The organism is Mesorhizobium sp. BE184 (assembly GCF_031457045.1).
Classification (GTDB): domain Bacteria; phylum Pseudomonadota; class Alphaproteobacteria; order Rhizobiales; family Rhizobiaceae; genus Mesorhizobium.
This window is the reverse complement of the sequence record NZ_JAVDVU010000002.1, coordinates 398,346-411,164: the sequence shown is the minus strand read 5'-3', so window position 1 is coordinate 411,164 and position 12,819 is coordinate 398,346. Positions and strand designations below refer to the sequence as shown.

Sequence of the window (12,819 nt, the reverse complement as noted above, 5' to 3'; positions counted from 1 at the left end):
CACCCGCAGCTCAGGGGATGGCCGCGCCACCCGTCAGGCCGAGCCGGCCGAAACTCTGCTTTGACGCGATCCAGTCACGATTGTCGAGATACCAGTCGACCGTCCTGGCCAGCCCGCTGTCGAGGGTCTCCTTGCGCCGCCAGCCAAGATCGCGCTCGGCCCTGGAGGAGTCTATGGCGTAACGGAAATCATGGCCGGGCCGATCGGTGACGAAATCGATGAAACTGGCATATGAGCCGCCGTCGGGGCGCGGCAAGCGTCGGTCGAGAAGTTCGCAGATCGACCGCACCAGCCTTATATTGGACCGTTCTGCAGAGCCGCCGAAATTGTATTTTTGCCCTGGCTTGCCGCGGGTAAGCGCGTCCATCAGGCCCTGCACGTGATCGTCAACGAAAAGCCAATCCCGGATATTTTCGCCGTTTCCGTAAACTGGAATCGGTTGGCCAGCGAGTGCTGTACGGATGACCGTCGGAATCAGTTTTTCGGAATTCTGGTAGGGACCGTAATTGTTTGAGCAGTTGGTCACGATGGTCGGCAGCCCGTACGTCTCGTGCCAGGCGCGGGCAAGATGATCGGCCGACGCCTTGCTGGCCGAATAGGGCGAATTCGGTGCGTAAGCCGCGGTCTCCGAGAAAAGGCCAGTGTCACCCAGGCTTCCATAGACCTCATCAGTGGAAACCAGCACGAAACGGAATTCGTCCGCGCCGCGCCGCGCGTTGCGACAATGGTTGAGTGCCGCTTCCAGCATCACGTACGTGCCGATGATGTTGGTGGTGAGGAAGTCGGCCGGCCCGTCGATCGACCGGTCGACGTGGCTTTCCGCGGCGAGATGAATGACGGCCGTCGGCTGAAAATCGCGGAAGGCGGCGGCCATCGCCTCGGCATCGACAATGTCTGCCTGCAGGAATTGGTAGCCAGGATTGGCTTCACAACCGGCGACCCCACGCAGATCTCCCGCATATGTCAGCTTGTCGATATTGAGAACCGCAGCCCCTTCCGAGATGAACCGCCGCACCGCGGCGGAACCGATGAAACCGGCGCCGCCGGTTATGATGAGGCGCATGATTTCCTACCAGACGTTGCCCGCTGTTTGCGCATTACATAGGCCATGGGTAAGGATCAACGGGCAAGGCTCTTTTTCCAGCGTTGACCGAAGACAGGAGAACCTGGTGGACGGCTTCGGACAGACATTCGACGATTGGTGCAGCCACATACCGGGACTGCGGAAGACTGGGGACCGCCAATGGACTCATGTGAAGGAATCGGCGGTTTCCTATCCGCAGGCCGGGCTGGCGCGGCTCGCTGAGATCGAACCTGTTTCCTTCTGGTTCCGGCACCGCAACAACGTAATCGTCGCGGCGTTGAAGCGCTATCCTCCCCACGGCCGACTGGTGGATATAGGAGGTGGCAACGGGTTCGTCAGCCTAGCGATGGCGCAGGCGGGCATTGACTGCGTCGTCGTCGAACCCGATGCCGGTGGCGCTGCAACGGCGGTGTCGCGGGGATTGCCTGTTGTATGCGCCGCGTTCCAGAACCTGGACTTGCGCGCCGCATCGCTGGACGCTATCGGCATGTTCGATGTTCTCGAACACATCGAGGACGAGGGTGGAGTGCTCGACGAACTTTTCCATAAACTGAAGCCTGGCGGCATGATCTACATCACGGTTCCGGCTTACCGGTTCCTCTGGTCGAGGGAAGATGTCTATGCCGGACATTTTCGCAGATATAGCCGCCGCCGCCTCGATCGCGCTCTGCGGCAAGCGGGGTTTGCGCCCCTCTATTCCAGTTACTTCTTTTCGCTGCTGGTGCCAGCGGTCGCAGCGTTCAGAAGTATTCCCTCCCTGTTGCGTTTGGGTCGCCGCAGAGCGCATGACATCGATCCCCAGGATCACCAGTTGCCGGGCGGAATAGCTGCATCGGTCTTGAAGGGGTCGTTCCAGGCGGAGGTGCGAAGAATTTCCAGGGGAAGGCGCGTGGCGTTCGGAACGAGCTGCCTCGCGATAGCGCGCAAGGCGGATGGCGGCGGCTCCGAAGCTGGCGGTGGCAATGATTAAAAAAACCTACATCGCGGTTGTTGCCCCGGTTTACCGGGGCGAACAGTTCGTCGAAGAGCTGTGCAACAGGCTCCACACCACGCTTGGGCAGATCGATGCCAGCTATTCCATCGTGCTGGTCGATGATGCGAGCCCTGACAATTCCTGGCAGAGGATCAAGGACGAAGCGCGCAAGGATTCGCGTGTCCTGGGCGTCCAGCTAAGCCGGAATTTCGGACAGCATTACGCAATTACCGCCGGTTTGGACAATGTCGATGCGGATTGGGTCGTCGTCATGGACGGCGATCTGCAAGACCAGCCCGAAGATATTTTGACCATGCACGAGAAGGCGGTTCGGGATGGCTTCGACGTCGTTATCGCCGAACGTTCGCTGAGGACAGATCCATTTCTCCGCAAGATGAGCTCCGCCATTTTCAACCGGTTTCTCAGTCTGTTGTCAGGGCTCAACCTCAGCGCGCGCTATGGCAATTTCCGGATCATGAACCGCAACGCGCATCAGGCCTTCGCGCAGATGCGCGAACACATGCGCTTTTATCCGGCGATCATGCAGTGGATCGGCTTCAGATCGGGATATGCGCAGACCAGCCGGGTAGCACGTCCGCATGGCCGTTCCTCCTATACGCTCGTTCGCCTCATCAAATTGGCGGTCCAGGCGACCGTCGCCTATTCGGAACGCCCGCTCCACGTCAGCATCGTGCTGGGTCTCGTCATCTCGCTGGCTGCGTTCATTCTCGGAGCCTACGTGATCGCGATGAAGCTCTTCTGGAACGTCGATGTCGAAGGTTGGACGAGCTTGTTTGCGACCGTGAGCTTTTTGGGCGGGCTGCAGATTTTTCTCCTCGGAATCGTTGGGCTTTATATCGGGAAGACATTCCAGGAATCGAAGAAGAGGCCGCTTTATCTGGTGAGGGAGCGGGCGGATGGGGCGGTCAATACCGCGATTTTGCCGAAGCCCGTAAAAGCCCTTCCGTCTGCGGAGCAATCGAGACCGACACGCAGATCGACGGCTGACCGCAAGGGATTTAAGGACAACCGATGACCAGCCGATTTTCGAGCGAACGGATCATGGAGTTCTGGACCGAGCAGGCCCTGGCCCACGGCCAGGAAGCAGGCGCCTCATGGTCGGACGTTCGTGTTATGGAGATGGAGGTGCGGGAGATCGCCAAACGCCTCGGTCATGGCATGCGTGTTCTGGATGTCGGCTGTGCAAACGGGTTTTCCACGCTGCAACTGGCAAGGAGCACTGGCATCAATGTGCGCGGGATCGACTACATTCCCGAGATGATCGAGGCAGCCAGGCTGAACCTCGCCGAATCGAAGGATATTCCACAAGCGCAAGTCGAATTCGATGTCGGCAATATCCTGTCGCTTGCTGAAGCAGATCAAAGTTTCGACGCCGTGGTCGTCATCCGGGTCGTCATCAATCTAGAGAACTGGCAGCGCCAGCAGCAGGGGCTCTTGGAATGCGCGCGCGTCTTGCGCCCGGGCGGCCTGCTGCTGCTCTCGGAGGCAACGCTTCAAGGGTTGAGCCGGCTCAACGCGTTGCGTCGCGAATGGGGTCTCGATGACATTCCAATGCCACCCTTCAATTTCTACCTGGATGAGCCGAAGGTGGCGGCGCATCTTGAGGGATCGCTTGAACTGGTCGAAATTGTCAACTTCGCCAGCACCTATTTCGCTGCGACGCGTGTGATCAAGCCGCTGCTTGCCAAACTGGCGGGTGACTTTGTCAATCCGGCGGATCCACTGATGGAGTTCAATCGTTGGATGTCCACCGCGCCGGCCTGGGGGGACTACGGGACGCAGAAACTCCTGGTGTTCAGGAAGAGATGAGCTACGCGCCGCTGGCCACCAGAAGGACGCCGGCGACGATGAAGAGGTTCCCGATCAGCGCGGGCCATGAAAAGGCCTCGCCGAGAACCAGCACCGCGCCGGCGAACACCATCGGATAGGACAGGGCGGCAACCGGAAATGCCAGCGACAGGGGAAGCCGCGAAATCCCGGCATACCAGCACACTGCCGCGAAGACCAGCACGCCCACTCCCAGCATCAGCCTCCAGTCTTGCAGAACCGCCAGCAGGTAGCGAAGAAAATCGCCGGGAACCAGCGGAATGGCGCCATGCGTGCCCAGCCGGCTCTTGATGATCAACTGGGTAACGGTGAGCAGGCAGACCGAGAGCAGGACGAGGCTCAGGCCCGTCGTTCTGAATTCCATGGCAGGCATCCAAGGTTTGGAGAGCGGCGCGGTGCATCTAGCGCGCATTTCATTAATGTTGGAAGACGGCAGCCCGGCGTTGTGAGAGGAACCAGCGTCCACGCATGGCCGGTCCTTGCGGCGCTTTCCATAGCAGGCGCGACATGCCATATGCGTGTCAGTTTTGAACCAGCCACGGACCGCCATGCTCGATCCACGTCAGCTGCTTTCCTACGCATGGGTTTACAGCCTGTTCCGCCGACTGGTCACCGGCAAGAAAGAAAACCGCTATCTTAAGGAATTTCTCCGCATCGTTCCGGGGCAGCGGGTGCTCGACATTGGCTGCGGCCCGGCAGACCTTCTGGCCGACTTCCCCGTGGGCGTTGACTATCACGGCTACGATCATGAGCCAGACTATATTGCTTCGGCGAAAGCCCGTTACGGGGATCGCGGCACTTTTCGCGTGCATGCGGTCACGCCGGACGCCGTGGATGACATCGGTACCTTTGACGTTGTCCTTGCCACCGCCGTCCTGCACCATCTGACCGACGAAGAAGCTGGTACGCTTCTCGCCGGCGCCGCAAAGGTGCTGCGGCCCGGGGGACGCCTCGTCACGCTGGACGGCGCCTACGTCGAAGGACAGGCCTGGCTGGCAAGGTTGCTGCTAAAGCTGGATCGTGGCCGCTTCGTGCGAACGCCCGATGCTTATCTTGCCCTCGCACGGCGTCATTTCGGGCATGTGGAAGCGACGGTCGTGCATGACCTCATTGCGATACCATACACGCATATTATCCTTGAGGCGGCCGATCCTCTCCCGTCCCCGTAACGGTGGGCTTCACCTAAGGCGCTTCATTCGCTCTTGAAAAATAAGAATGCACCGCATCGATCACCCGGGTCGCGGCGTCGCCATCCATGCCATGATAAAGCGGCAGCCGCACCAGGCTCTCGGCAACCCGTTCGGTTGTCGTCATGGGGCCAGCGGTGCGGCCGTATTTCTGTCCGCCGGGACTTGAATGCAGAGGAACGTAATGAAACGCGGACGAGACGCCGGCCACACGCAGAGCATCGATGAATGCACCGCGTTCCGCGGCGGTGCCGAGCAGCAGATAGTAAATGTGACCGTTGTGGCTTGCGTAATTGGGAATGACGGGACGGCGCACAAGGCCTGATAACTCCAGCCCGGCAAAGCCCCGATGATAATTCTCCCACGTCACCAGCCGGTCGGCATTGATTCGGTCGGTATGCTGCAACTGCGAAAATAGAAACGCCGCAATCAGTTCGCTCGGCAGGTATGAAGAACCGATATCGACCCAGGTATATTTGCCGACTTCGCCTCTGGAGAACTGGCTGCGGTTGGTGCCTTTCTCGCGGATGATCTCCGCGCGCTCGATCATGGCGGAATCGTTCAGCACCAGCGCACCGCCCTCGCCGGAGACGATGTTCTTGGTTTCGTGGAACGAAAGAGCTGCGAGATCGCCAAGCGCGCCGGCCGGCCTGCCTCTATGGAACGACCCCAGCGCCTGCGCCGCATCCTCCACGACCATCAATCCGCGTGATCGTGCGACCGCGTTGATGGCGTCCATGTCGCATGGCACGCCGGCGTAATGCACAACGAAAATCGCTTTCGTCCTCGGCGTGATAGCCGCTTCGATCGCTGCCGGATCGATGTTGAGCGTTTCGGGATCGATATCGACGAAGACCGGAGTGGCGCCACGCAAGACCACCGCATTGGCTGTCGATACAAAGGTGAAGGACGGCATGACGACCTCGTCGCCCGGTCCCAGACCGCACAGGATCGCCGCCATTTCGAGCGCAGCGGTGCAGGAGTGGGTCAGCAATGCTTTGGGAGATCCAAGGCGTGACTCCAGCCAGGCGTTACATCTCTTTGTGAATTCGCCGTCGCCCGACAATTTGCCGGTTTTCAACGCCTCGGCAATGGTTTCGAGTTCGTTGCCGATCAGTGGAGGCCGGTTGAAAGGGATCATCTTTTCGGCAACTCAGCTCCACGCAACGCCATATGCGCTGCGATCGATCCGGTTGCTAGCACGACTTGACGGGAACAGGCCATACTGCCAGCGCCGGCATGGGTTCGAGTGACTGTGCCGGGCTCCTGCACGGCTGTTGCCTTCAGGCACTGGCTGGCCGCCCGGCGCGAACCCGCCGCGCGGCCAGCCAGGTAAATCCGGCGCCGGTCAAAACGGCGACCAGCCAGTAGGGTGCGGTCGGATGGATCTTTGCGAAAAGCAGACCGCACAGGGCCGGTCCGATCACCCGGCCGATGGCTGCGGCGCTGTTGGCATAGCCAAGCAGGGCGCCCCGGGAGTGATCCGCAGAAAGTCGCGAAAGAAGCGTGGTGCACAGCGTCTGGATCGTGGTTATCCCGCCCAGCAGGACCGGCGAAGTGATGATGAGCACGAGAGCGGATTGCGGGAAAATCAAAAAGACCGCTGCCGCCAGGAAGGTCACCAGCACGCCTCCCAACAGCAGGATACCTTCGTCGAACCTGTAGATCAGTTTGGGCAGCAATGCGATCTGGACACCAACGGTGAAAAGCGCCGCCCAAAGAAACAGGATGCTCACCCGCGCGGCATTCCAGCCGAAGGTATGAGACACCCAGAAGCCGGTCATGGCGACCAGACCGGTCTGGATCATGGCCGTCGCCCCGAACAGGCCGAGCAGTTCGTGCCTAGACCAGGGACAGGGGCCGGCCGGGCCGCCCGCATCGGTCTCGCCGGACTGCGCAGCCCCCGGTATTTTTTCCGTGCCGTATAACCCGGCAACCGAGATGAAGGCCGCACCGCTTGCCAACGCCGCCAGGATCCCTGGCCAGAATGCGATGTAGTCCATGTCATGGGGCAGCATCGCGCCGATGGCGGGACCCATGACAAATCCGAGCGCCCACGCCGCAGAGAGCATCGCCATCGCCTTACCGCGCTTGGCGCCGGGGCTGGCGTCGGCGACGGCCGCTTGTACGACGCCGGTGCTGCCGGCCATCGCACCGGCCAGCAGGCGCGACAGGAAAAGGCTGGCAAGGGTGCCGCTGAACGCGAACAGGATATGAGCCAGGACCCTTCCAAGCAGCGGCAGGAGAATAACCGGGCGGCGGCCGAAACGATCGGAAAGCACGCCAAGTAGCGGCGCCGAAATGGCGGCCATGAAAGCGTAGGCGGCGGTCAGCAGTCCACCCGTCAGCGCCCCGGCGTCATGAGCCTCCAGGATGAAGGGCAGCAGCGGAAGGATGAGGGCATAACCAATTGAATCCAGCAGGACAACCGAGGTGAGCGCATTCATGGCGCGGTTGCCAGATTTGCCGCTGGTCCTCACACCAGCTTCGCGACCAGCGCGCAATTCAGTCCGCCGAACGCGAATGACGTCGACATCGCCGCCCGAAAATCGATGCCTTCCGCTTTGAGAACCAGGGGCAGCCGGCACTCTTCATCCGGCCTTATGTAGTTCAGGATGGCCGGCGCCTGCTTCTTGTAAATCGCAAGAATAGCCAGCAGGAATTCCATGGCGCCGGTTGCGCCGAGCATATGGCCGTGGCTGGATTTGGTGGCGATCACCCTGTTGTGGTTGAGACTGTCGCCATAGACATTGCGGAACACTTCCGCCTCGGTCCTGTCGTTCAGGATCGTCCCGGTGCCGTGGGCGCTCAGCAGGATCGGCTCGTTCACGTCAAGGCCGGCGTCCCGGTGAGCCGCCTTCACCGCGGCCGCGGCTCTTTCCGTATTCGGCTTGGTGATATGAGCGGCATCGGAGGTCGCGCCGCTGCCGGCTATTTCGGCATAGATGCGCGCACCGCGCTTTTGTGCGCTTTCCATGTCCTCCAGGATCAGCGTCGCTGCGCCTTCGCCGACGGCGGTGCCATCGCGCTCGGCCGAAAAAGGCCGGCAGGCGGTTGGCGAAAGCGCCTGCAGCGATTCCCATGCCCGCAGACTGCCATAGGTGAGGCTGGCGTCGCTGCCGCCGGTGATCACCATATCGGCGCGGCCGCTGCGGATCAGGTGCATGCCCTCGCTGACCGCATGCGCGGAGGAGGCGCAGGCGCTGGAGAGCGCATAGGCCAGACCCTGGATGCCAAACAGGATGGAAATGTGCGAGACGCCGGCGCTGCCCATGATCCTCGGCACGGTCAGCGGATGCAGGCTGGAGCGGCGCTTGATGAAAAGCTGATTGTACTCCTGGTTGAGCGTGACCAGCCCGCCGCTCGTCGTCGCATAGAGGATCGCGGCGTCGCGAAGCGCCGGATTGCCGATCTCGATACCGGCGTCGGCCAGCGCCTCGGCAGTCGCCACCGCGGCCAGATTCGCGAAAGGATCGACGCTGTTGATCTGCCGGGGACCGAACCGCTCGCGCAGCTTCGGCACCGGATCGTCCTTGATGCGGGCGAGAGGCAGGGAAAAATCCATTCCCTCAAGTCCGGGCTCGCTGATCGTCTCTTCGGCGATTCCACACACGCCGTTCATCAGATTGGACCAGGCGGTCGCCGTGTTTTCACCCAGGGCCGAAACGGAGCCCAGTCCGGTTACCGCCACTCGGCGCATGTCATCTCCGTTCGATCCACGTCTGCGTCATCGATGCCATTCGCCTGCCGCCACTCAGTCTTTGCCCAGCACGCCGAATTTCTTTTCGCCCGGTGGTTCATTCATGACGCCCTCGATGTAGCGGCAGACCTCTTCCACCAGGAACGGGCTTTTCTCGACGGCCGCGTCGCCATATTCCAGCGCGATCCATTGCTGCACCGGCAGCTTGACGCCACAGGTCCGCTCGATCCGGTAGCTGGCGCGCAGCAGGTCCAGGCTGTCTATATCCAGATCTTTGAGCAGATGTGTGCTGCTGGCGACGGTATCGGGTTCGACACCGCATTCTTCAAGAAGCGCAGAACGAAGCAGATCCAGCGTATCCATGGTATATTTTCCTCAGCCGCAAGGGATCCCGGCAGGACTTGCAATCACAGGGCTTCGAACCTCTTGGCCAAAAAGCCGAGATCAGCACCAGTATCGGCTGCGGCCGCCGACCAGTTTCGCATTGCCCGCAGAATCTGTCTCTGGCTGGATGTCCCCATGCCGTCGGGAACATCGCCCGGCAGCTGCTCGATCAGCCCGTTTCCGAACGAAAGCAGTGCCGCACACAGCGTTTCGGCGGAGGCATCGGGCCTGTCCAGGCAGACTGCCCGCACGAGTTCGGCGCTGCCGATATTGAACGCCGGGAGCCCATGCTGCAAGGCAAAGGCAAGCTCGTGCCCTGGAGCGACGCTTACACCTGAGCCAGGAAACGCATGCCCCATCTTTTGCAGCGTCTCGACCAGAAGCAGCCTCAGGGCCTTCAGATATTCAGGCTGGTTCCCGGCGCCGCCAATGTCTTCGAGGATGCTCCGGATGCCGGTGCCGGCGCTCCAGAAGAAATCCACCAGATTTTCGAAGGAATTGCTGATGACGAGCGTGCTGCCGGTCTCGGGATCGGCCAACCCCGACATGGAGGCGGCGTCTGAAGTCGGTTCCATTGTCATGCTTCCTCGACTGCGGCGTACAAGAAACCATGCTGCAGCAGCGTCAGCGCCGTAGCAGCGTCCCGTGGCGTCGCAAAATCGTTCGTCGCATTCGTGCCGGCCGTTTGCAAATGATCGACAATCGCCGAACCGACGACCGCCGCCGCGTCCTTGAGATGGAGGCTGGTCGCATTGGGCAGGAAGCCATGCGCCCGGACACCCTGCGCCAGGGTCAGCCGGATCGCAGGCAGCCGGTCGGAAGGAAAAATCCACCTTTCAAAATAGGCGTTCACGGCCTCGAAGAGGGTCAATTGATCCGGCTCCTTCGAAAGCGCGCCCGCATCGAGATTTTCGTGCAGCGCCGTCAACAGCGCCACACCCTCCCGCACCGCCGGCCGTTTCGCATCGACGGCGAAGCGGCTCCAGCGTTCGAAAATCCATTTCATGTTGGACTGCACATGCCCGCATGACGCCATCAGCACATCCATGGCGGCCATCAGCGCCAACTGGCCGTAAGCATAGGCGGACTCGGCAAGTCCCGCCTTGACGGCGAGCCGCAGGAACAGGGCGTTGAACAGATAGTCCTTCAGACGGGATGCCGCCGTGGCGCCGCAAAGTGTCGCCAGTCGGTGATGATAGCTTTCGCCATCGCTGAACGGCACGCCGTTGGTGATCCTTTCGAGGTCAACCCACCGGACCGGCATATCTTCGGTCAGCCTGGCATTCAGGACGACGGCCTGCAGGGTGGGATAAGCCGTGGCGCTCTCGAGCGTGTCGAGCGTTGTCTCGATGTTGGCGCCGCTCAAAAGCTTCAAGCCCACCCGCCGCTGCTGGAAGAAAAGCATGTTCGACGTCGCGTGGTTTTCGGGCAAGGGACCGTCCGCAACCAGCATGATGTCGATGTCGCTGGTGCCTGACGCCAGGCCCCGCGCGACCGTGCTGACATAGAAGGGCCGATGCGACGGGTCGCTGCGCTCCAGCACGAATTTCTCGAATTCGGCCTTGTCGAGACCCTGACTGGCGAAGAATTGGTCCACGTTGTGGCGGCCTCGCCGCAGCGCATCGTCCTGGTAGGCCGATAGTTCCTCCATGACGATCATGCCGGCTGCTCCTCGCCCAGCCATTCCGGCACGCGGTCGACCAGAACGCGGGAACGGTTGCGGCCGATCCAGTAATCGACAACCGAAGGCATGTAGGATTCGGGCATCGGCATGGCGTTGCCGAGCAGGCGCGGTTCGATGTCCCGGCCGCTGCCGCCATGGGCGATATAGCCGGCCATGATGTCGCTGATCTGCTCGACCTTGGAGAACTGCTGTTCCATATCCCAGCTTTTCGAAGCTTTCATCAGGAAGCGGAATTGCCTCTCGCTGATGATCGAGATCTGCGGCAGGGCGCCGAGACCTTCCGCGGCTCGTGTGTCATTGACCCGGGCCGAGGTGATCTCGGCGAACTTTGCCAGTCTGATGGCGTTGTTGCCGGAGGCGACGATGAGCCTCAGCACCGGGTCGGCGTCTGAAAGCTGCCGCGCCGCCAGCTCGATCTCGCGCCAGACGATATCGATGGGCACCGTATCGACCGTGTAGGTGCGCTCCGCGATCAGGCACGGCACCTCGGCCATGGCGATCAGGCTCATCATCGGATAGAGGCCGTTGAAGCGGGCGATCCAGCCGTCCGATTGCGAACCCACCACGAGGCTGCAACGGATCGTCGCCAGATAGGCCCTAGCGGAGAAATCATCCAAAAGCATGCGTTCTGCCTGCAGCTTCGTCGCCTCATAGGCGTTGCGCGGTTCCGCATCGTCGCTGCAGAAAGCCGTGGACAGGAAGATGATCGCCGGGCGGTTCCTGCTCGCTTCCACGGAGAGTTGTGCGAACCGCCGCGTGCCGTCGATGTTGATGGGCCCCACCAACCGCTGGGATTTGGTCCAGGACACATCGCCGGCGCAATGGATGGCCAGACAGCGGTGATGCACGCCGACCACCGCTTGAGCCGCCGCCGCATCTTCGTCTTTCGTCAGATCGGCGTAGACAGGTATTACCCGAGCGGCCATATCGTCGCCCACCGCCTTGCGCAGGCGGTCCATGGATGACGGCTCTCGCAGGATGCAAATAAGCTTCTGCGGCCAGTGTTCGGTCAGTTCCCGCACGAGGAAGCTGCCCACCGCGCCCGACGCTCCCGAAAGGATTATGGCGTCATAATCAAGCACGGGCATCCTCGTAACGGCTTCGCGCCTCGATTTCACGCAGCATCTGGCCGCAATTGTCGCGAATGGCCTTTTCGCCGAGTGGATGCAGGATGTGCGATAGGGCAGGAACGCCAAGGTCGAACGTCACACTGTACCGAGCGATGACGGAGTTTCCGCTTTCTATCGTTTCGAACGAACCCGTCCACTCTGCAAGGTCGCCGCTGATCTGCTCGAATGTCATGCGATGCACGGCGTCGAAATATTCGTCGGCCTCCGTCCATTGGAGCTCGTTGCCATTGAAAAGCACCACCCATGCCGTGGCATGCGCCACGCCGGGGATATCGCATTGCTCGACGCTGATCACCTGCTCCATGAACTTCGGATAATCGAGCAGGTTTCGGGCGATGGTCCAGACCCGTTCGGCGGATACGCCGACGATTTCCCGTTCGACTGTCACATCAGGCATTGGAATCTCCTTGCATCGATGCAGCGACGTTTTGATATGCTGCAGATGCGAAATATGGCGTCACAGGTCGCCAACTCGACCATTGATTGTCGAAAAGCGCCGGAAAAGGGTGAAGGATAAGGCGGCTCGGTGACAAGCATTGTGCGAAACCCCGTGACAGCGGAAAGTTTCCCAGGCTTTTCAATTGCTTTTCATCTTGCATTTAGAAGTGGCCAGACGCCAATGTTCGTCTACTTTTTGAAACTTTTCCAAATAAAAGCCGGCTATGTCAAGCCAAGTACAAAAAGGTTTGATCGAAATTGCAGTGCACAAAAAATAACAAGCAGCCGCGAGTAAAAGTTGATTTGCCTTGTCAACACACACCGCCCGCCCGAAATACTATATCGTCGGATCGACGCAACGGTTGCACGCGCTGCCTTCATCGCAAATTAA

General features: G+C 60.7%; 14 protein-coding genes. 4 read left to right on the top strand and 10 right to left on the bottom strand.

Going from position 1 to position 12,819, the window contains the following annotated elements; translation table 11 throughout:
• Positions 1 to 10: 10 nt before the first annotated feature.
• Entirely contained in the window at positions 11 to 1,063 is a 1,053-nt protein-coding gene (rfbB, locus tag J2X35_RS10095) for a dTDP-glucose 4,6-dehydratase (protein WP_056114428.1), read from the bottom strand.
• Here rfbB and J2X35_RS10090 point away from each other — a divergent pair.
• The 3 genes from J2X35_RS10090 to J2X35_RS10080 are packed head-to-tail and all read left to right on the top strand — an operon-like array spanning position 1,062 to position 3,887.
• A complete protein-coding gene (locus J2X35_RS10090; RefSeq protein WP_310184736.1) occupies positions 1,062 to 2,054 on the top strand; it encodes a class I SAM-dependent methyltransferase in 993 nt (330 codons plus the stop codon). The genes rfbB and J2X35_RS10090 overlap by 2 nt on opposite strands.
• Entirely contained in the window at positions 2,047 to 3,093 is a 1,047-nt protein-coding gene (locus tag J2X35_RS10085) for a glycosyltransferase family 2 protein (protein WP_310184735.1), read from the top strand. Before J2X35_RS10090 ends, J2X35_RS10085 begins: the two co-directional genes overlap by 8 nt.
• Complete coding sequence (locus J2X35_RS10080; protein ID WP_056114438.1) at positions 3,090 to 3,887, top strand: class I SAM-dependent methyltransferase; 798 nt, start codon at positions 3,090 to 3,092, stop codon at positions 3,885 to 3,887. Before J2X35_RS10085 ends, J2X35_RS10080 begins: the two co-directional genes overlap by 4 nt.
• A 1-nt stretch (position 3,888) precedes the next feature.
• On the opposite strand, the gene J2X35_RS10075 is transcribed toward J2X35_RS10080, so the two are convergent.
• On the bottom strand, positions 3,889 to 4,269 hold the full coding sequence (locus tag J2X35_RS10075) for a hypothetical protein (RefSeq protein ID WP_156459873.1): 381 nt from the start codon (positions 4,267 to 4,269) through the stop codon (positions 3,889 to 3,891).
• A 184-nt stretch (positions 4,270 to 4,453) separates the two neighbouring features.
• Here J2X35_RS10075 and J2X35_RS10070 point away from each other — a divergent pair, with 184 nt between their 5' ends.
• Positions 4,454 to 5,074 (top strand): class I SAM-dependent methyltransferase, encoded by a 621-nt coding sequence (locus J2X35_RS10070; protein WP_310184734.1) that lies wholly within the window; start codon positions 4,454 to 4,456, stop codon positions 5,072 to 5,074.
• Between the two features lie 13 nt (positions 5,075 to 5,087).
• Here the strand turns inward: J2X35_RS10070 and rffA are convergent, their stop codons facing one another.
• The 8 genes from rffA to J2X35_RS10030 all read right to left on the bottom strand — a co-directional run bounded on the left by rffA (position 5,088) and on the right by J2X35_RS10030 (position 12,387).
• A complete protein-coding gene (rffA, locus tag J2X35_RS10065; RefSeq protein ID WP_056114448.1) occupies positions 5,088 to 6,233 on the bottom strand; it encodes a dTDP-4-amino-4,6-dideoxygalactose transaminase in 1,146 nt (381 codons plus the stop codon).
• Positions 6,234 to 6,375: 142 nt separating this feature from the next.
• Complete coding sequence (locus J2X35_RS10060) at positions 6,376 to 7,539, bottom strand: MFS transporter (RefSeq protein WP_310184733.1); 1,164 nt, start codon at positions 7,537 to 7,539, stop codon at positions 6,376 to 6,378.
• A 29-nt stretch (positions 7,540 to 7,568) separates the two neighbouring features.
• Positions 7,569 to 8,792 carry a beta-ketoacyl-[acyl-carrier-protein] synthase family protein gene (locus J2X35_RS10055; protein WP_310184732.1) on the bottom strand — a complete coding sequence of 408 codons (1,224 nt, stop codon included), beginning with the start codon at positions 8,790 to 8,792 and terminating at the stop codon, positions 7,569 to 7,571.
• 54 nt (positions 8,793 to 8,846) lie between these two features.
• Entirely contained in the window at positions 8,847 to 9,155 is a 309-nt protein-coding gene (locus J2X35_RS10050; protein ID WP_310184731.1) for a phosphopantetheine-binding protein, read from the bottom strand.
• Positions 9,156 to 9,199: 44 nt separating this feature from the next.
• Positions 9,200 to 9,715: a DUF6031 family protein gene (locus tag J2X35_RS10045; RefSeq protein WP_310184730.1), complete on the bottom strand. Its 516-nt coding sequence runs from the start codon at positions 9,713 to 9,715 to the stop codon at positions 9,200 to 9,202.
• Positions 9,716 to 9,753: 38 nt separating this feature from the next.
• Positions 9,754 to 10,836: a DUF6001 family protein gene (locus J2X35_RS10040; protein WP_310184729.1), complete on the bottom strand. Its 1,083-nt coding sequence runs from the start codon at positions 10,834 to 10,836 to the stop codon at positions 9,754 to 9,756.
• Entirely contained in the window at positions 10,833 to 11,942 is a 1,110-nt protein-coding gene (locus J2X35_RS10035; protein ID WP_310184728.1) for an SDR family oxidoreductase, read from the bottom strand. The genes J2X35_RS10040 and J2X35_RS10035 overlap by 4 nt, the downstream gene beginning before the upstream one ends.
• Positions 11,935 to 12,387, bottom strand: a complete 453-nt coding sequence (locus J2X35_RS10030; protein ID WP_310184727.1) for an SRPBCC family protein — start codon at positions 12,385 to 12,387, stop codon at positions 11,935 to 11,937. Before J2X35_RS10030 ends, J2X35_RS10035 begins: the two co-directional genes overlap by 8 nt.
• Between the last annotated feature and the right edge of the window lie 432 nt (positions 12,388 to 12,819).